Source organism: Sphingopyxis sp. Root1497, from assembly GCF_001427085.1.
Taxonomy (GTDB): Bacteria; Pseudomonadota; Alphaproteobacteria; order Sphingomonadales; family Sphingomonadaceae; genus Sphingopyxis.
Window position 1 is genome coordinate 620,391 of sequence record NZ_LMGF01000003.1, and the last position, 18,760, is coordinate 639,150.

Below are 18,760 nucleotides of genomic sequence, written 5' to 3' on the forward strand. Positions count from 1 at the left end.
CGGTTTACCGCGCGGCCTTTTTGCTGTCCGGCAGGTCGACCAGCTCGAACTTCAGCAGCAGGCTGCGCTGCCAGCTGTTGAAATTGTCGTCGGCGACGAGCCAGACGAAGGTGCGGCCGTCCTCGACCGCCACCGCGGCGCCCTCGTAATTTTCGCGCAGCGGTTCGGGGACCTGCCCGATCGCCACCGAGCGCACCACCCGGCCCTTGCCGATGTCGGCGGGGTCGACGATCGCCAGCGTCGTCGTGAACAGCGGACCCAGCCCGAGCCGGCGGTGGACGAGCAGGATGCGCCCGTCGGGAAGCGGCGCAGCGTCGCTGATCTGGCCCTTGCCCTCGGCATCATAGTAGAAAAGCAGCGGCGGCTTGCCCGGCACCGCCGGGTCGTCGGTGTAGACGAGCGCTTCGGTCCCGTAATCATTGCGGTCCTCGCCTTCCGAAAAGAGGATGGTGCGGCCGTCCTTGAGCCGCACCATCGCCTCGGGCCCGCGATTCGCCGGCCAGCGGTAGAGCGCGGGCGAGCGGCGGCGCGATTCGACGCGGGTCAGCCCGGCATCGATGCGCCAGACCTGGTTGATCCCCTCGAGCGCGATCCACAGCTTGCCGGTGACGGGATCGCGCACCATCGCCTCGGCATCGGTGAACGCCTTGCGCTGCGGACTGCGCGGCGGGGTCGGCAGCGCGGCGATCGCCACGTCCGACACCGATCCGTCGGCGCCGAGCGTCAGCCGCGTCGCCTGCCCATTGTCGCCGATCAGCAGGAAGCGCCTGTCGCCGCGCAGCGCCAGCGCCGAAAAGCCACCGAACATGCTGTTCGAACTGGTCAGCCGCCAGCCCTCGACAAAACGCAAGGTGCCGCCGGTCGCGGCGGGATAGAGGAGCGGCCGCGCACTCGCCGTCTGGCTCCGGTCGACCACCGGATAGCGAAAACCGGTCCATGGCACCGGCCCGAGCGTCAGGAAGATCAGGGCAGCGGGGAGAAGGAGGCGCATCGCCGGGGGCCTAGAGCGATCGGCGGACAAAGGAAAGCGCGGCAAAGCGTCGCCGAAGATGAACCGCGGGCAACGCAGCCTGAACGCCAGCCAACAATGATGTTCAGGCTAAGCTCAACGCGAATCACATAGAACCTCTTTCATCGACCACCGCCCCAAAGGGCCGAAGACGAAAGAAGGAGACAGAAAATGAAAAAGATGGTGACCCTCTCGATCGCCGCCCTGATGTCCACCGCGACGCTGGGCCTGGCAGCCACTCCCGCCGCGGCGCAGAACGGTTATTACAACCGCGACGGCTATTCGAGCTATGACGCCCGCTATGGCCGCGACGACCGCCGCTATGACCGCCGCGACAATCGCAATTACGACCGCCGCGATTACCGCAACGACCGCCGTTACGACCAGCGCCGCTACAATAACCGCAACTATCGCCAGTGCGACAACGGCACCGGCGGCACGGTGATCGGCGCGATCGCCGGTGGCCTGGCCGGCCATGAAATCGCCGGCCGCGGTGACCGCACGCTCGGCGTCATCCTCGGCGGTGCCGTCGGCGCCATCGCCGGCCGCGCCATCGACAAGGGGAATGACGGCTGCCGTTAAGGGCTGACCCGACCTCCAATAATCTCTTCCTACCTTGTTCCCCGTCCGGTTTCGTACCGGGCGGGGTTTCCTTTTGGGTTGGGGGTGAAGCGATCGGGTGCGAACTAAGATCCTCCCTGTGGCGAAGCCATGGGGAGGTGGCAGCGCGAAGCGCCGACGGCGGGGCATTGGCGCGACGTTGCGCCCCCCCACCATCCGCTACGCGGATGGTCCCCCTCCCCATCGCTGCGCGACAGGGAGGATTTTGACGTCCAACGTTCCACACCCCAAGCCGCCGGGGTTGCCATCGCGCGCCCCCGCGCCTAATCTTGCCCCCAAGTGCACGTCCGGTCTTCGGGCGCGTGAGAAACAGGTAAGAATAGCCATGCGGCAAATGGCAGCGCCCCAGGGGCGGTCGCCGCGGCCCGGGGCGGCGGCGGCGCAGAACAGGGAAAGCCCGAATCGGCAGGCGCCGAACGGCAATCCCCGCCCGGCGCCCTTCACGCGGCCCAAAAGCTATGCCGCGATCGACCTTGGCACCAACAATTGCCGGCTGCTGATCGCGCGTCCGCAGGACGGCGAGCTTGTCGTCATCGACGCCTTTTCGCGCATCGTCCGGCTCGGCGAAGGATTGCACGGCAGCGGGCGGATCAGCAATGCCGCGATGGACCGCGCGGTCGCCGCGCTCGCCGTCTGTGCCGACAAATTGCGCCGCCGCCACGTCAGCCTGTCGCGCGCGGTCGCGACCGAGGCGTGCCGCCGCGCGAGCAACGGACAGGAACTGGCAGACCGGGTGAAGCGCGAAACCGGCATCGTGCTCGACATCATCGCCCCCGCCGAGGAGGCGCGGCTGGCGGTGCTCGGTTGCCACAATCTGATGGAACCCGGCGACGGCCCGGCGCTGATCTTCGACATCGGCGGCGGATCGACCGAGTTGATGCACGTCGAGGGCGACGGCCATGACGTCGCGATTCGCGACTGGGTCAGCGTGCCGTGGGGCGTCGTGTCGCTGACCGAACATGCGTCCGCCGAGGGTGCGACGATGGCCGACCGTCAGGCCGGCTATGCGCAGATGCGCCAAGTCACCCGTGACGCCTTTGCCGCCTTCGCCGCGCGCGCCGAACGCTATTCGGGCCAGCCGCTGCGCCTGCTCGGCACCAGCGGCACGGTGACGACGCTCGCCAGCGTCTTCCTCGACCTGCCGCGTTACGACCGGCGTGCCGTCGACGGGCTGGTCGTGCCGTGTGATGCGATGCGCGACATCAGCCGCCGCCTGGCGGAGGCGAGCATCGCCGACCGCGCCGAAATCGGCTGCATCGGGCGCGAACGCGCCGATCTGGTCGTCGCGGGCTGCGCGATCCTGGAGAGCATCATCGACCTGTGGCCCGCCGCGCGCGTCGGGGTCGCCGACCGCGGCATCCGCGAAGGCATATTGCGCACGCTGGCAATGCAGGGCCGCGACGTGCCGGTCACCCGCCGCGAGTATCGCAAATGAGTCAGGGCAAGGGCGGCGGCGCTAAGGGTGGACGGGGCGGACTGCACGTCCGCGTCAAGACCGCAAAGAAGCGCAGCACATCGTCGACGCGCTGGCTGTCGCGGCAATTGAACGACCCCTATGTGCGCCGCGCGCAGGCCGAAGGCTATCGCTCGCGCGCCGCGTACAAGCTGATCGAACTCGACGAGAAATTCAGCTTCGTCAAAAAAGCGCGCGCCGTCGTCGACCTGGGGATCGCGCCGGGCGGCTGGTCACAGGTGGTGCGCAAGACCAACCCGCGCGCGAAGATCGCCGGCATCGACCTGCTCGAATGCGAACCGATCGAGGGGGTCGAGATCCTGCAGATGGATTTCATGGACGATGCCGCACCCGACGCGCTGATCAAGGCGCTGGGCTCCGCCCCCGACCTGGTCCTGTCGGACATGGCGGCGAACACCGTTGGCCATCCGCAGACCGACCATCTGCGTACGATCGGGCTCGCCGAAACCGCCGCCGATTTCGCGGTCCGCACGCTGCAGCCCGGCGGCAGCTTTGTCACCAAGGTGTTCGCGGGCGGCGCCGATCATAGCCTGCTGACGCTGCTCAAGCAGAATTTCGCCACGGTGAAGCACGCCAAGCCGCCGTCGAGCCGCAAGGGGTCGCCGGAGATGTTCGTGGTGGCGCAGGGGTTCAAGGGGCGCAAGGCGAACGTGGAAGATCAGGCCAGCGGCGGCTAGCAACCGAAATCAGCCATTCTTGTCAAGACGTTGACGTCCTATGAGCGGACGCTTGCAGGGGGATGGCAGTGGCGGCCGAAGGGTAGCCTTTGTAAGAGTAGCGGAACCAGAAGTTGCAGGTGCTCCGTAGCTATGTCGTCGCAAAAAGAAATCTATCTGGTTCGGCATGGTGAAACCGAATGGAATGCATCTGGCCGTTTCCAAGGAAAACTAGACTCTCACCTGACGGAAAATGGGGTGGCACAGGCGGAAGCATGCGGAAGGCACCTTGCCGCAATCGCGGCCGGGATAGATGCTTTGGTCGCAAGTCCGTTGGGCCGAGTGCGCAAAACCACAGCCATTATCAAAACTTTTGGAAAATTTCCGGAGCCACAGTGGGAGCCTCGAATTGCGGAAGTTTCGGTTGGCTCGTGGGACGGTCTTACACATACGGACATAGACGCGCAGTGGCCTGGAAGGCTGGACGAAACGACCCCATTCGACTGGTTTTTCAGATCACCTGACGGTGAAAGCTACGATGCTGCTATGTCGCGAGTAACTCAATGGCTGGATAGCTTGCAAGGCGTCGTACTTGCCGTGTCGCATGGCTTGACAGGGCGCCTCATTCGGGGAGCCTATCTAAGTCTGGCCAGAGATGATGCCCTCTGCCTGCCCGTTCCACAGGACACAATATGGCGATTAGCCAATGGCCGCGTCGAACCCATTCGCGTCAACTGACGCGCGTCGGGGATGTCTGCTATTCGAAGAGCCCTGCTGCCAAACCGCCCATCTCGTATCCACCCCAAAACCGTCATTCATTTCATCGCACCCTATGATCCATATCATTGCCGAGCGATTCCAACACCGATACACAGCCATGGTCGCAGCCATGCTATCGCTCGCCGCGTCTGCGCCACGATCAACCGGGGAATGACAATGCGCCGAATCGCTGGAAAATCCATCGCCTTGCTGACGATGTCGGCCTTTGTCCTCGCGAGTTGCGGGGGCGGTGGTGGAGGCGGGGCGCCGCCGGTGACGGTCACCCCGACGCCGACCCCTACCCCGACGCCCACCGCGAGCTGCGGCCTGTCGGCGCGGCAGGATTTCGCCAAGGCGGTGATCGACGAATGGTATCTGTTCCCCGGCGACGTCGCGGCCGGGGTCAACAAGGCGAGCCACAGCAGCGTCCAATCCTATATCGACGCGCTCGTCGCGCCGGCCCGCGCGGCGAACAAGGACCGTTTTTTCACCTACATCACCTCGATCGCCGAGGAGAATGCCTTTTTCTCGAGCGGCGCCAGCGCGGGTTTCGGCGTCAGGCTGACCTATAATCCGTCGACCCAGCGCGTCGTCATCGCCGAAGCCTATGAAAGCGCGCCGGCGTTCGCCGCGGGGATCGACCGCGGCACCCAGATCACCGCGATCGGGACAAGCGCAGCGAATCTGCGCGGCATCGGCGACATCGTCGCCGCGAGCGGCACGGGGGGCATTACCGACGCCCTGGGTCCAAGCACCGTGGGCACCACGCGGGTGCTGCGGATCCTGGATGCGGGCGGCGGCAACCAGCGCGACGTTACCGTGACCAAGGCCGATTTCGAGATCGACCCGATTTCGGACCGCTATGGCGCCAAGATCATCAGCGAGGGCGGGAAGAATTACGGCTATATAAACCTGCGCACCTTCATCAGTTCGGCGAACCCGCAGCTGCGCGCCGCCTTCCTGAATTTCCGCAACCAGGGGGTGACCGACATCGTCATCGACTTCCGCTACAATGGCGGCGGGCTGGTGAGCACGGCCGAGTTGATGGGCGACCTGCTGGGGCGCAACCGCAATGCGAGCGAGCTGTTTTCACGCACAGATTTCCGTCCGTCGAAAGCGGCCGAGAACGACCGGCATTTCTTCACCAGCCAGCCCGAATCGATCGCGCCGACACGGATCGCCTTCATCGGCACCGGGTCGACGGCATCGGCGAGCGAACTGGTGATCAACGGCATGCTGCCCTATCTGGGTTCCAGCATGACGCTCGTCGGCAGCAACACCTTTGGCAAGCCGGTCGGCCAGATCGCGCTCGACAAGGCCGAATGCGACGATCGGATGCGCGTCATCGCCTTCGCCACCGGCAACGCGTCGGGGGCGAGCGACTATTTTACCGGCCTCGCCCCCAAGATCAGCAACAGCTGTGCGGCGGCGGACAATCTGTCGGTCCAGCTCGGCGATCCCAACGAAGCGTCGCTGCGGTCGGCGATCGATTTCCTGGCCGGGCGGAGTTGCGGGGCGCGGATCACGAGCGCCGACAGCCGGGTCGCATCGAAGAGCCTGACGCCAAGCGCCGTGCCCGCGCTCGAAATGCTGGAAAGCGAAACGCCGAGCGCCGCGCAGCGCGAGATGCCCGGGCTGTTCTGACCCTCTGGGCCGTTCGGACGAAGAAGGCCGCGCACCGTGCCGGGCAAAGCCGAGCGCGCTTGCCCCGGTCCACCGCGTCATGATAGCGTGTCGCCACAACCCAAAATGGTGAAGGGCGGCAACGCATCGCCCCGTCCGGCATAACATCGTCGAGGCTCCGCGGGGACTGCATGTCCGCGAGCGATAGAAATCATCGGGGACATGGCATGGTTACACCGCAAGAGTTTCCCATTTCGCGGCGCGGGCTGATCGCCGGCGGTGCCGCCTCGGTCGCCGCGGTCACCGTGGCGCCGCCCCTTGCAGCCGAAGCGACAGCCGGCAATGCCGCCGCCCCGCCGCCGACGGCGCGCGTCGCGTTCGAGGTCAACGGCACGCCGCACGACCTGGAACTCGACACGCGCACCACCCTGCTCGACGCGCTGCGCGAGCATCTGCGCCTGACCGGGACCAAGAAGGGCTGCGACCACGGGCAATGCGGGGCCTGCACCGTCATCGTCGACGGGCGGCGGATCAACAGCTGCCTTTCGCTCGCCGTCCAGCACGACGGCGACAAGATCACGACGATCGAAGGACTGGGCCTGCCCGGCACGCTGCATCCGATGCAGCAGGCCTTCATCGCCCATGACGGGTATCAATGCGGTTATTGCACCCCCGGCCAGATCTGTTCGGCGGTCGCGGTGCTGGGCGAGATCGCGGCGGGCGTTCCGAGCCATGTCACCGCCGACCTGACGGGCGCGCCTCAAGTGACCGCGCGCGAACTGCGCGAGCGGATGAGCGGCAACATCTGCCGCTGCGGCGCTTATTCGAACATCGTCGACGCGATCGCCGATGTCGCGGGGGTGAAGGCATGAAGAGCTTCACCTATGAGCGGGCCGCAAGCCCCGCCGCCGCCACCGCCGCCTTTGCGAAGACCAAGGGCGCGCGCTTCATCGCGGGGGGCACCAATTTGCTCGACCTGATGAAGCTTGAGATCGAGACCCCGGCGCATCTGATCGACGTCAGCCGGCTGTCGCTCGACACGATCGCGCCGACGCCCGAGGGCGGGCTGCGGATCGGGGCGATGGTGCGCAACACCGACCTGGCCGCCGACGCGCGGGTACGGCGCAACTATGGGCTGGTATCGCGCGCGCTGGTCGCGGGCGCGTCGGGGCAATTGCGCAACAAGGCGACGACCGCGGGCAATTTGCTCCAGCGCACGCGCTGTCCCTATTTCTACGACACCAACCAGCCGTGCAACAAGCGCACGCCGGGCAGCGGTTGCGCCGCGATCGGCGGTTTCAGCCGGCTGCACGCGGTGGTCGGGGCGAGCGACGCGTGCATCGCCACCCATCCGAGCGACATGGCGGTCGCGATGCAGGCCTTGGATGCCGTCGTCGAGACGGTCGACGCGGCGGGCAAGGCCCGCGCGGTTCCGCTCGCCGATTTCTATCGCGCACCGCTCGACACGCCGCATCTCGAAACAATGCTGGCGCCGGGCGAATTGATCACCGCGGTAACCCTGCCCAGGCCCGTCGGCGGCACGCATATCTATCACAAGGTCCGCGACCGCGCGTCTTATGCCTTTGCGCTGATCTCGGTCGGGGTCGTGGTGCAAAAGGACGGCAGCGGCCGCGTCGCGCTCGGCGGGGTCGGGTACAAGCCCTGGCGGGTGAAGGCCGCCGATGCCGAGATGCCGCGCGGCGCCAAGGCGGTGGCCGCTGCGCTGCTGACGGGCGCGAAGACGAGCCACGAAAACGCGTATAAGCTGCCGCTGGTCGAGCGCACGCTCGCCGCGGTGCTGGCGCAAGCGAAGGGTTGAGCCATGAAGTTCGACACACCCGCGACCGAAAACCCGATCGACCGGCTGAAGGTCGTCGGCAAGCCGACCGACCGGATCGAGGGGCCGCTGAAGACCAGCGGCACCGCAGCCTATGCCTATGAACGCCACGACGCGGCGCCGAACCAGGCCTATGGCTATATCGTCGGCGCCGCGATCGCCAAGGGGCGGATATCGTCGATGGACATCGCGGCCGCGAAGGCGGCGCCGGGGGTGCTGACGGTCGTCACCGCCGCGAGCGCCGGGATGCTCGCCAAGGGCGATTTCAACACCGCGAAGCTGCTCGGTGGCCCCGACATCGAGCATTATCACCAGGCGGTCGCGCTCGTTGTCGCCGAGAGCTTCGAACAGGCGCGCGCTGCGGCGGCGCTCGTGCGCGTGCAATATGACCGCGCCAAGGGGCAGTTCGACCTCGCCAAATCGCTCGATGGCGCGATCAAACCGCCCGCCTCGTTCGGCACCGAAGCCGACAGCCGCTTCGGCGATTTCGATGCGGCCTTTGCGAGCGCGCCGGTCAAGCTCGACGCGCGTTACACCACGCCCGACCACAGCCATGCGATGATGGAGCCGCACGCCTCGATCGCGAACTGGGACGGCGACAGGCTGACGCTGTGGACGTCGAACCAGATGATCGACTGGTCGGTCGGCGACGTCGCGAAGACCTTGGGCATCCCCAAGGAGAAGGTCCGGCTCGTCTCGCCCTATATCGGCGGCGGGTTCGGCGGCAAATTGTTCGTCCGCGCCGATGCGATCCTCGCCGCGCTCGGGGCGAAAGCGACGGGACGACCGGTCAAGGTTGCGCTGCAGCGCCCGCTGATCATCAACAACACCACGCATCGCCCCGCGACGATCCAGCGCATCCGGCTGGGCGGGACGACCGACGGCAAGCTGACCGCGATCGGCCATGAAAGCTGGTCGGGCGACCTCAAGGGCGGCGGCCCCGAAACCGCGGTCGGCCAGACGCGCCTGCTCTATGCGGCGGCGCACCGGATGACCGCGATGCGCCTGTCGGTGCTCGACCTGCCCGAGGGCAATGCGATGCGCGCGCCGGGCGAGGCGCCGGGGCTGATGGCGCTGGAAATAGCGATCGACGAGATGGCCGAGAAGCTGGGCATCGATCCGGTGGCGCTGCGCATCCTCAACGACACGCAGGTCGACCCCGAAAAGCCCGAACGGCGCTTTTCGCAGCGCCGGCTGAACGAATGCCTGACGCTGGGCGCCGAAAAATTCGGGTGGAAGGACCGCAATCCCAAGCCGGGGCAGACCCGCGACGGGCGCTGGCTGGTCGGAACCGGGGTCGCCGCGGCGTTCCGCAACAATATCAACGGCAATTCGGCGGCGCGGGTGCGGCTCGAGCGGTCGGGCAAGATCGTCGTCGAGACCGACATGACCGACATCGGCACCGGCAGCTATACGATCATCGCGCAGACCGCGGCCGAAATGATGGGCGTGCCGCTCGACCAGGTCGAGGTGCGGCTGGGCGATTCGCGCTTCCCCGTCTCGGCGGGGTCGGGCGGGCAGTGGGGCGCTAACAGCTCGACGGCGGGGGTCTATGCGGCCTGCGTCAAGCTGCGCACCGCGATCGCGGAGAAGCTGGGCCTCGCCCCCGCCGATGCCGTCTTCGAGAAGGGCGAGGTCCGCGCGGGCGGCAAGAGCGTCGCGCTCACCAAGGCCAGCGTCGATGGCGATCTGGTCGCCGAGGACATGATCGAATTCGGCGACCTCGCCGAGAAGATGCAGCAATCGACCTTCGGCGCGCATTTCGTCGAGGCGGCGGTCGACAGCTATACCGGCGAAATCCGCATCCGGCGCATGCTCGCGGTGTGCGCCGCGGGCCGCATTCTCAACCCCAAGGCGGCACGCAGCCAGGTCATCGGCGCGATGACGATGGGCGCGGGCGCGGCGCTGATGGAGGAGTTGGCGGTCGACAAGAGGTTCGGATTTTTCGTCAATCACGACCTCGCGGGCTATGAGGTGCCGGTCCACGCCGACATCCCGCATCAGGAGGTGATCTTCCTCGACGAGGTCGACCCGACGACGTCGCCGATGAAGGCGAAGGGCGTCGGCGAACTCGGCATCTGCGGCGTCGCGGCGGCGGTCGCCAACGCCGTCTATCACGCGACGGGCATTCGCGTGCGCGACTATCCAGTCACGCTCGACAAGCTCATCGGCCGGTTGCCGGAGATCGCATGACGCCGGAAGGCGGCGATCAGGCGCGAGGCAGGTCGGCCGGTCGGTCGATATCGTTCAGCTGCCCGGCGGGTGCGGCGACAAGCGCGGCCGAAGCCAGCATGAAACGCGCGCCCTGGTCGCCGCTTGCCTCCTCAAGCGCCGCGAACCGCGACCGCGCGAACAGCGCGGGCGGCATCGGCACGCCGTCGCGGCCCGACGCGACGACCGGCGCGGCGTCGGGGTCGAAGCGGGCGAGCAGCGCCGCGAGATGGCCGGCGCGCACGAAGGGCATGTCAGCAAGGCACAGCAGCGCGGCGCGCTCCACCCCCGGCGATACCGCGCCGATGCCCAGCCGCAGCGATTGCGACAGCCCGCGCTCGGGACAGGGATTGGCGACGATGTCGAACCCCTGGTCCGCGAGCAGCGCCGCGACCGGGCCGCTCTGGTCAGGGCAGACCGCGATCCGGCGCGCGGGCGCGAGGTCGACGATCGCCTGCGCGGCGTGGAGCAGCAGCGGCACGCCGCCCAGCGGCGCCAGCAATTTGTCATCGGCGCCGAAGCGGGTCGAGCGCCCTGCGGCGAGGAAGATCGCGACCACCGCATCCCGATCGATCATCGTCTCGCCTCCCGCCGCGCCTGCCCCACCCTGTCCCGCATAATGGCCCCGCTGGCAATCACCCCCGCCGACATCCTACGCTTCGCGCAAGACTGCGCCGCGCAGGGCGTCGTGCTGGTGACCCTCACCGGCATCACCGGATCGTCCCCGCGCGCGATCGGCGCGCAGATGGCGGTCGCGTCGGACGGCAGCTATCGCGGTTCATTCTCCGGCGGCTGCATCGAGGCGGCGATCGTCAGCGAAGCATTGTCGGCGCTCGCGGCGGGCGAAAGCCGCCGCGTCCGCTTCGGCGCGGGGTCGCCCTATATCGACATTCGCCTGCCGTGCGGCGGCGGCATCGACCTGTTGTTCACGCCGCGCCCCGACCCGCACATACTCGACGATATTCTGGCGCGCCTCGACGCCCGCGAACCGGCGGGCTTGTGGATAAAGGGCGACGGCATCGCCATCGCGGAACCCGGAACGGTGCCGGCGGGGTGGTCGGACGACGCCTTTTGCGTGCGCTATGTTCCGCGCCTGCGCATCGCCGTGATCGGCCATGGCGAGGCGCTGGTCGCGACTGCGCGGCTCGCCCGTTTTTTCGGGGCCGAAACCCTCGCCTTTTCTCCGCTGGCGGACGACGTCGCGGCGGCATCGGGGGACGGGATCGCGGTGGCGCTGCTCGAAACCCGGACCAGCCCCCCAGCGCTGGCCACCGATCCATGGACGGCGTTCGCCTTTCTGTTCCACGATCATGAGTGGGAAGATGCGCTGCTGCCATGGGCGCTTCGCGGCCCGCATCTGTTCGTCGGCGCGATCGGCGGATGGCAGAGCCGCGCCAACCGCCGCGACATGCTGCGCCGCGAGGGCTTCGACGACGCCATTCTACGCCGGTTCGAGGACCCCGCCGGGCTGATTCCCGCGACGCGCGACCCGGCGACGCTGGCGCTGTCGCTCGTCGCCGAGATCGTCGCCGCCTATCAGGAACGATATGGCGGCGGCGCCCGCGAGGGCTGAGCCGCCGGACCATCGACATTACCCGAAATGCACCGCCGCTTACCTGCCGCCGGTCTGGCGATACCACCGCCGGGATGTTCTGGTCACCGACAGAGCGAGGACGACAGGGAGGCGGCGCGTGGCGGATGAGGAAGAAGCGGGCCGGTCGACAGCCTCCCCCATGTTGCTGCCCCGGCGCAGCGTCCTGGGTTCGCTGACGGTGGCAGGCGTGGCAAGCGGCCTCGCCAGCGCCGCGCCCGCGATCGCCGCGCAAGGCGCCCGGGCGGATTTCATCGTGGTCGGTGCCGGGGTGTTCGGCGCCTGGACGGCGTGGAACCTGCAACGCCGCGGCAACCGGGTGCTGCTGCTCGATGCGTGGGGCGCCGCGCACAACCGGTCGTCGTCGGGCGGCGAGACGCGGCTGATCCGGACAGAATATGCCGGCAACGAACTTTACACGCGCTGGGCCTGGGCGTCGCTCGCCGAATGGCAGGCGCTGTCGCGCCGGCATGAATCGCCGATATTCCACCCGACCGGCGCGCTCTACATCTATCCCGAGGACGGCGCGAAGATCGACGAAAGCATCGCGCTGCAACGCGGCCTCGGCATCCCGATCGACAAGCTGACGCGCGTCCAGTTGGACCAGCGGTGGCCGCAGATCGATTTCGACGGCATCGCGGTGGGCGTCATGCAGCCAACGATGGGGGCGCTGATGGCGCGCCGGAGCGTCCAGAACCTGGTCGCGGAATTTATCGCGGCGGGAGGGACCTATCGCAAACTCGCGGTCGATCCGCCGCGATCGGACGCATCGACGCTGGCGTTGATCGGCGGCGGCGGGGAGACATTGAGCGCCGACCGCTTCGTCTTCGCCTGCGGCCCCTGGCTTCCCAAGCTGTTCCCCGAGGTCGTCGGCGGCCGCATCGTCCCGACGCGGCAGGATGTCTTTTTCTTCGCACCCGGCGCGGGCGACACCCGTTTCGAGGCGCCGCATTTCCCCGCCTGGGTCGATGTCAGCAGCAAGGACCTGCATTATGGCTTTCCCGACATCGAATCGCGCGGGTTCAAGATCGCGCTCGATGGCCATGGCCCAAAATATGATCCCGACACCGGCGACCGCCGGGTTTCGGACGCGGCACTCGCCGATGTCCGCGCCTATCTGGCGCGGCGCTTTCCCGCGCTTGCCAAGCAGCCGCTCGCCGAAGGGCGGGTTTGCCAGTATGAGAATAGCGACAACGGCCATCTGCTGATCGACCGGCATCCGCAATGGGCGAACTGCTGGATCGTCGGCGGGGGCAGCGGGCATGGGTTCAAGCACGGACCGATGGTCGGCCGGCACGTCGCCGATCTGGTGCTCGGTACCGGCAGGGCGGAACCCGATTTCGCGCTGGCGGCGCACAAGGTCCATGGTTGAAGCGAGGGGATAGGGATGAGCAGAACCGGCAAGGCCTTTGCATCGAGCGTCGCGGCGCTGTTGCTCGTCGCGGGATCGGGGGGTGTTTCGGCACAGACCGCCGCGCCCGCCGGAATGCCCTATGCGATGCCGTCGACGCAGATGTGGGACATGACGTCGGACGTCGGCCGCAAATACCGTATCTTCGTCTCCTACCCCGGTCAGGGCGAACCGCCGGCGGGCGGGTATCCGGTGCTCTATGTCCTCGACGGCAATGCGAGCTTCGCCAGCTTTGCCGAGGCGCGGCGGATTCAGGAATATGACGCGATCGGCAAGGTGATCGTCGTCGGCGTCGGCTATCAGACCGACATGCCCTATGCCGAGGAGCGCAACGAGGATTTCATCGTCATGGACGACCCGCCGCCCGGAAAGCGGCTGGGCCGCAGCAAGGGCAAAAGCGGCCGCGACGAGTTTCTCGATTTCCTGACCGGCAAGCTGCGCACCGAGATCGGCAGCCGGTTCACGATCGATCCCGATCGCCAGGCGCTGTTCGGCCATTCGTTCGGCGGCCTGTTCGCGCTCCATACGCTCTATAGCAAGCCGCAGGCGTTTCATTCGATCGTCGTCGCCAGCCCTTCGCTCGAACTCGACGCGGGGGTGCTGCGCGACGAGCGCGATTTCGTCGACCGACTGGAGGCGGGCAAGGTCGGCAAGACGAGCCGGGTGATGGTCGTCGTCGGCGGACGCGACATCGACGACGATCCCGAACCGGCGCGCGCGCTGGCCGACCGGTTCGATCGCCTGTCGGGCCATGGCCTGCGCGTGCGGTTCAAGCGCTATGAGGAGGAAGGGCATATGACGGTGCCCGCCCGCGCGGTGACCGACGTCCTGCGGTTCGCCTTTGCCATGCGCTGAACCGGGGGCCGGTCAGGCCGGCATCAGATTCTTGTGGATGACCCCGTCCTTGACGATCAGCAGCAGGTTGCGTTCATAATCCTCGAGCAGGCGCAGGTCGTCGAGCGGATTGCCGCGCACCAGCAGCATGTCGGCCCAGGCGCCCTCGCGGATCACCCCGAGCGGCGCCTGCCGATAGGGGTTGCGGCGGCCGCTGCGCGCGAAGAGCTCGCAATTGCCCGACGTCGCGATGCGCAGCACCTCGGCATTCGAATAGATCGCCCCGAAGCGCGGGAGCATGGCGTTTTCGGTGCGCGAGGTGCGGGTGCGTGAAAAGAGGTCGGTGCCGAACGCGACCTTCACCCCATGTTTCTTCGCCAGCCGGACCCCCGCCTGCCAGCCTGCGCCGCCAAGCGATTCGGCCGCCTTCGCCTGTTGTTCGTCGGTGAGGATATTGTCGCCATTCTCGAACGGCTGGATCGAGAGCCACGCTCCTTTTTCGGCGATCAGCGCCGCGGTCGGGTCGTCGATGGCATGGCCGTGCTCGATCGAGATCACGCCGGCATCGAGGCAGCGGCGCACCCCCGCCGGGGTATAGGCATGGGCGCAGGCATAGGTGTCCCAGTCGGTCGCCGCCTGCACGATCGCGCGCATCTCCTCGAGCGTATATTGCACGGTGTCGATCGGGTCATGATCCGACGTCACGCCGCCACCCGCCATGATCTTGATCTGCGAAGCGCCGCGCTTGAGCTGTTCGCGCGTCGCGGCGAGCACCTCTGGAACGCCGTTGGCGACCGCGGTCATGCCCTTTTGCTGGCGCGGCGACGGCTGGCCGCCGAGCGCGGTCGGAAGTTCGCCGACCGGTTCGGGATCGCCATGCCCCGACGTCTGCGAGATCGCGGCGCCGCTGGGATAGCAGCGCGGTCCGGGCATGATGCCGCGATCGATTGCGTTCTTGATCCCGAAGACCGCGCCGGCGGTGTCGCGCACGGTGGTAAAGCCGCGCATCAGCTGAAACTCGGTATCCTTGAAGATCATCGCGATGTGGGTGGCGTCGTCCGACCCCATCCACGGGACGCCGCGGACCGCCGCCATATGCCAATGCGCGTCGGTCAATCCCGGCATCAGCGTCTGCCCGGCGCCGTCGATCAGCGTCGCGCCGGGCGGGACGGGAATATCGCCCGCCGCGACCGCGTCGATGCGATTGCCGGTGATCCGTATGTTGCGCGGCTGGCGGCCGCTGCCCGTGCCGTCGAACAGCTGGACGTTGCGGATCAGGATCGTCGCGGGCGGCGCATCGGCCGCCGAGGCGGCGGCGAGCGGGGCGAGGCCCAGACCGGCGAGCACGGCGCGGCGTGTCGGGTGAAAAGTCATCGGTCTTCCGCCATCAACGCACCGTGCGGCGCGGGCGACCCCGCCGCAACGGCCAGATCGTGCAGCCCTGGGGGACCAGCTATTTGCCGCGTTTCCGGTCGGCGCGTTCGCGGTCGATCTGCGCCACCCACTGCTCGGCGGTCAGCGGCCCGGTGCCTTCGAAATGGACATGGTCGGCCATCTTCTCGCGCACATCGACATAATAGAGCGCGCCGGTCGGCAGGCCCATTTGCTTCGCCTTCGCCGCCATCGCCGCCTCCTGGTCGGGGGTCGGTTTCGGGCGCGCGGGTTTGTAAAGGAGGACGTCCCAGCCTTCGCCGCCGGCATGGAGGAACAGCTGGGTCGGCAGCTGGCCACCGGCGATGCTGACCTGGTCCCATTTCGCCATGTCGCGGATGAACTCCTCGGTCTTGCCGGGCACCAGTCGGAACATCTCGAACACCGGCGCGGTCATCTCGACCGCCGCGGGATCGGCGGCCTTTTCCTTCGCCGCGACCGGCGCGGCGAGGCTGAGCGCGAACAGGGCAAAAGTCAGGCTACGCAGCATCGGGTCCCTCCATCTGTAATGCGCCAGCCTGCCTCGCCCTGTGAGACGCGGCAAGGGCCGAGGCGGGTGGGTCTTTGGACAAACGGGTAAGAGCGATCGCCGTTCTTACCCTTATCGGGCGCGATTNGAACCTTGGCGGAAGGGCAAAGACGATGGACGATATCAGCCGCCGCGCGCTTCTCGCCGCCGCCGCCATCGGCGCGGTCATCGCGCCCGCGGCCGCCGCGGCCGGGTCATCGCGGTTCAAGGTCGAACGCGCTTCGGAGGGCTTCAACCGATTCAAGGCGGTGCACGAGGGACTGGGCGAGCTGGGCGTCCGCCTGTTCGATTTCGGCGGGGCGTCGGCGCCCGCGCACTTCATGATCTATGAAATCCCGCCCGGCGCCAGCGAGGGGGTGCATTTGCACAATCTCAGCGACCCGGCGCTTGGTCCCTATGAGGAATATTACTACATCATATCGGGGCGGGGGACGATGACGATCGACGGCGACGCCTTTCCGGTCACGGCGGGCGACCATGTCTTTGCGCCGCTCGACAGCTGGCGCGGCATCGCCAACAGCGACGCGAAGGACAATCTCAAGGTCTTCCTGACCTATATCGACCGGTCGGCCTAGCCGGCCGGAGCCTTGGGAAGGTGCAGCGGACGGATCCAGACCTGGCGGTTGCCGACATGCACCGGCTGCGCGGTCGCCGGGCGCTTCGCCGCCAGCGTCCGACCGGCCGCGTCCAGTCCATAGCGCGTTCGCCGCCAGCTGATCTCGGGGAGCTTTGCCTTTGCTGCCAGTTCGAACTCGACCTCGAGCCGGCGGCAGGTGCGGCCGGTGCAGCCGATATAGACGGGCTTGCCCCGGATCACCGGGCGGTCGCCGTTGACGCGAATGTTCCGCATCGTATCGCCATCCTCGATCAGCAATTCCTGCCGGTCGGCCGAGGGTGCGACCAGGGCGAGGCGAATCGCGCGGCGGTTGCCGACAACGGTATCGGAGAGGATTTCGATGCTGCCATCGTCGGTGATCGCGGGTGCGGGCGCGCGCCAATAGCCCTTGTCGTCGGGTTTCGCCGCGAACTTCGCCTGCGCGGCGATGGCCGCCGGGACCGGTCCATTGTCGTCGATCAGGAAGGTCGCCTTTCCGGCATCATCCTCGTGCACGATGGTCAGGTGGCGCGGCGCCTCGCGCGTATAGGCCGGGACCATGAGTGCGGCGACGAACGCGCCCAGCAGGATGGCCGCAAAGATCGCCGGTGCCGGGCGCGTCGTCCGGCCCGCGCCGGGGAGGAAGAAGAGGAACAGGAAGACGAGCAGAAGCGTTGCCGGCGCCGCATGTTCGACGAACAGCCCTTCCTCCAGCCCGCCACCGAGCGGCAGGGCGATGAGCAGATAGACGATCGCCGCGCCGACGAGCAGCCACGGCACCGCGCGCCGCGCCGCCGGGATGAATGCCGCAGCCGCCGCCGCGATCACGAAGGGCATCGACCAGGCGGCGAGGATCGTCAGGCCGGGGACAAAGGCGAAGGCGGCGAGGATGAGAATGGCGAGCCAGCCCCAGGCCGCCACCGTGCCGCGCACCGGATTTTCCTCGCGCGACAGGGCGAGGACCGCCGACGCGCCGGTCAGCGCCGCGGCGGCATAAAGCAGGCGGAAGACGACCGGATGGGCGGCGCCGAAGGCGGCTTCGGGCCGCAGCGCCGCGACGAGCATCGCGACACCGATCGCCAAGCCGGTGCCGGCGACGAGCGCCAGCAACGGGATGAAGGCACTGCGGACGCGGCGCGCGGTCCCGCCGCGCCGGTACAGGACAACCGCCGCGATCAGCCCCAGCCCCACGACGACCACCGCGACGATCTGCGGCAGTTCGAGCAGAAATTTCCGCGCCACGTCGGTATACACGCGTTGGCCCTCGGCGCCCTCCCCGCGCTCGGACGCAAAACGCTCGACCGCCGACAGCGTCGTCGCGCCCATATGCCGTACCGAATTGCGGTCGAGATGCGCGAGATTGTCGAGCGGGGTGTGATAGCGCTTGCCGCCGCCGATGATCGAATAATTGCCCGCATCGACCTTGAGCGGCAGCAGCATCGTGAGGTCGGTATCGTTGGGCAGCAGTTCGTAGAAATCGGTCGCGAGCGAATTGGCCGACGGCAACGGACGACCGATCGCGGCGGTATCGCGCGCGTTCGGGCTGCTCGCCTGGAACATGTTGACGCCGCCGGTGGTACCGCGCGCCTCCATATTGACCACCGCGCCGACGCGCTTCGCGAGCGGATCATGCGCGGCAAAGGCGGCGGCGCCGACGAGGCCCGCTTCTTCCGCGTCGGTCAGGACGACGAGCACAGGACGCATCAACTTCTGTCCCTTGAGCTGGGAAGCGATCTCCAGCGCGACCGCGACGCCGATGCCGTCGTCGGCGGCGCCCGGCCCGGCGGGAACCGAGTCATAATGGGCGGCGATCATCACCGCATCGTCACCGGGCGGCGTCACCCAAAAGGCGATGTTGCGCGGGCGTGCGCAGATCGCCGCGCCCTCGCGAATGTCGTTGCAGTGGAAGCGCTCGTCGATCTGCGGAGCGAATCCTTCCTTGCGGATTTCGGCGAGCAGCCGCGCCTCGACCGCGTCGTTGGCGTCGCTGTCGGTCGGATGCGCGCGCTCGTCGCCGAGAATCGTGGTCAGGCGCGCCACCGCGCGGTCGGTGTCGAACCGCGTTTCGACCGAGGCGGGCGCATCGACGCCGAACGGGCGCAGCGTCCACAGCGCGAGCAGGATCAGCCCGACGATGATGCCGCGCCCTATGCCGCTCTTGATCCGCTCCGCCATTCTG

The 18,760-nt window shown here is 67.7% G+C and carries 17 protein-coding genes; 12 read left to right on the top strand and 5 right to left on the bottom strand.

Going from position 1 to position 18,760, the window contains the following annotated elements; translation table 11 throughout:
• Window positions 1-4 precede the first annotated feature (4 nt).
• A complete protein-coding gene (locus ASD67_RS06415; RefSeq protein ID WP_056344911.1) occupies window positions 5-991 on the bottom strand; it encodes an esterase-like activity of phytase family protein in 987 nt (328 codons plus the stop codon).
• Window positions 992-1,180: 189 nt separating this feature from the next.
• Between ASD67_RS06415 and ASD67_RS06420 the strand changes: the two genes are divergently transcribed.
• From ASD67_RS06420 to paoC, 8 genes are all read left to right on the top strand, one after another.
• The gene (locus ASD67_RS06420; RefSeq protein ID WP_056344913.1) at window positions 1,181-1,591 is read left to right on the top strand and encodes a glycine zipper 2TM domain-containing protein; all 411 of its coding nucleotides are present in this window, start codon (window positions 1,181-1,183) and stop codon (window positions 1,589-1,591) included.
• A gap of 364 nt (window positions 1,592-1,955) precedes the next feature.
• A complete protein-coding gene (locus ASD67_RS06425) occupies window positions 1,956-3,065 on the top strand; it encodes a Ppx/GppA phosphatase family protein (RefSeq protein WP_056344916.1) in 1,110 nt (369 codons plus the stop codon).
• Window positions 3,062-3,781: an RlmE family RNA methyltransferase gene (locus tag ASD67_RS06430; protein ID WP_056344919.1), complete on the top strand. Its 720-nt coding sequence runs from the start codon at window positions 3,062-3,064 to the stop codon at window positions 3,779-3,781. Before ASD67_RS06425 ends, ASD67_RS06430 begins: the two co-directional genes overlap by 4 nt.
• Window positions 3,782-3,913: 132 nt before the next feature.
• Window positions 3,914-4,498 carry a histidine phosphatase family protein gene (locus ASD67_RS22585; RefSeq protein WP_082544881.1) on the top strand — a complete coding sequence of 195 codons (585 nt, stop codon included), beginning with the start codon at window positions 3,914-3,916 and terminating at the stop codon, window positions 4,496-4,498.
• A gap of 237 nt (window positions 4,499-4,735) precedes the next feature.
• Entirely contained in the window at window positions 4,736-6,163 is a 1,428-nt protein-coding gene (locus tag ASD67_RS06435) for a S41 family peptidase (protein WP_235535651.1), read from the top strand.
• A gap of 206 nt (window positions 6,164-6,369) precedes the next feature.
• Complete coding sequence (gene paoA, locus ASD67_RS06440) at window positions 6,370-7,014, top strand: aldehyde dehydrogenase iron-sulfur subunit PaoA (protein ID WP_056344925.1); 645 nt, start codon at window positions 6,370-6,372, stop codon at window positions 7,012-7,014.
• Window positions 7,011-7,961, top strand: coding sequence for an FAD binding domain-containing protein (locus ASD67_RS06445; RefSeq protein WP_056344928.1), 951 nt, complete (start codon window positions 7,011-7,013; stop codon window positions 7,959-7,961). Before paoA ends, ASD67_RS06445 begins: the two co-directional genes overlap by 4 nt.
• A gap of 3 nt (window positions 7,962-7,964) precedes the next feature.
• Window positions 7,965-10,172 carry an aldehyde oxidoreductase molybdenum-binding subunit PaoC gene (paoC, locus tag ASD67_RS06450; RefSeq protein ID WP_056344931.1) on the top strand — a complete coding sequence of 736 codons (2,208 nt, stop codon included), beginning with the start codon at window positions 7,965-7,967 and terminating at the stop codon, window positions 10,170-10,172.
• Window positions 10,173-10,188: 16 nt separating this feature from the next.
• On the opposite strand, the gene ASD67_RS06455 is transcribed toward paoC, so the two are convergent.
• On the bottom strand, window positions 10,189-10,767 hold the full coding sequence (locus tag ASD67_RS06455) for a nucleotidyltransferase family protein (RefSeq protein ID WP_056344934.1): 579 nt from the start codon (window positions 10,765-10,767) through the stop codon (window positions 10,189-10,191).
• 42 nt (window positions 10,768-10,809) lie between these two features.
• Here ASD67_RS06455 and ASD67_RS06460 point away from each other — a divergent pair, with 42 nt between their 5' ends.
• The 3 genes from ASD67_RS06460 (at window position 10,810) to ASD67_RS06470 (ending at window position 14,047) form a co-directional block, all read left to right on the top strand.
• Window positions 10,810-11,763: an XdhC family protein gene (locus ASD67_RS06460; protein WP_056344938.1), complete on the top strand. Its 954-nt coding sequence runs from the start codon at window positions 10,810-10,812 to the stop codon at window positions 11,761-11,763.
• A 160-nt stretch (window positions 11,764-11,923) separates the two neighbouring features.
• Complete coding sequence (locus ASD67_RS06465; RefSeq protein WP_056344941.1) at window positions 11,924-13,153, top strand: FAD-dependent oxidoreductase; 1,230 nt, start codon at window positions 11,924-11,926, stop codon at window positions 13,151-13,153.
• Between the two features lie 15 nt (window positions 13,154-13,168).
• Window positions 13,169-14,047: an alpha/beta hydrolase gene (locus ASD67_RS06470; protein WP_056344945.1), complete on the top strand. Its 879-nt coding sequence runs from the start codon at window positions 13,169-13,171 to the stop codon at window positions 14,045-14,047.
• A 12-nt stretch (window positions 14,048-14,059) separates the two neighbouring features.
• Here the strand turns inward: ASD67_RS06470 and ASD67_RS06475 are convergent, their stop codons facing one another.
• Together ASD67_RS06475 and ASD67_RS06480 are read right to left on the bottom strand one after the other, a co-directional pair.
• Window positions 14,060-15,400: a metal-dependent hydrolase family protein gene (locus ASD67_RS06475; RefSeq protein WP_082544883.1), complete on the bottom strand. Its 1,341-nt coding sequence runs from the start codon at window positions 15,398-15,400 to the stop codon at window positions 14,060-14,062.
• Window positions 15,401-15,479: 79 nt separating this feature from the next.
• Complete coding sequence (locus ASD67_RS06480) at window positions 15,480-15,947, bottom strand: hypothetical protein (protein WP_056344948.1); 468 nt, start codon at window positions 15,945-15,947, stop codon at window positions 15,480-15,482.
• Between the two features lie 359 nt (window positions 15,948-16,306).
• Between ASD67_RS06480 and ASD67_RS23985 the strand changes: the two genes are divergently transcribed.
• Complete coding sequence (locus ASD67_RS23985; RefSeq protein ID WP_443028028.1) at window positions 16,307-16,561, top strand: cupin domain-containing protein; 255 nt, start codon at window positions 16,307-16,309, stop codon at window positions 16,559-16,561.
• Here the strand turns inward: ASD67_RS23985 and ASD67_RS06490 are convergent.
• The gene (locus ASD67_RS06490) at window positions 16,558-18,756 is read right to left on the bottom strand and encodes a M20/M25/M40 family metallo-hydrolase (protein WP_056344952.1); all 2,199 of its coding nucleotides are present in this window, start codon (window positions 18,754-18,756) and stop codon (window positions 16,558-16,560) included. The two genes, ASD67_RS23985 and ASD67_RS06490, sit on opposite strands and share 4 nt — an antisense overlap.
• Window positions 18,757-18,760 lie beyond the last annotated feature (4 nt).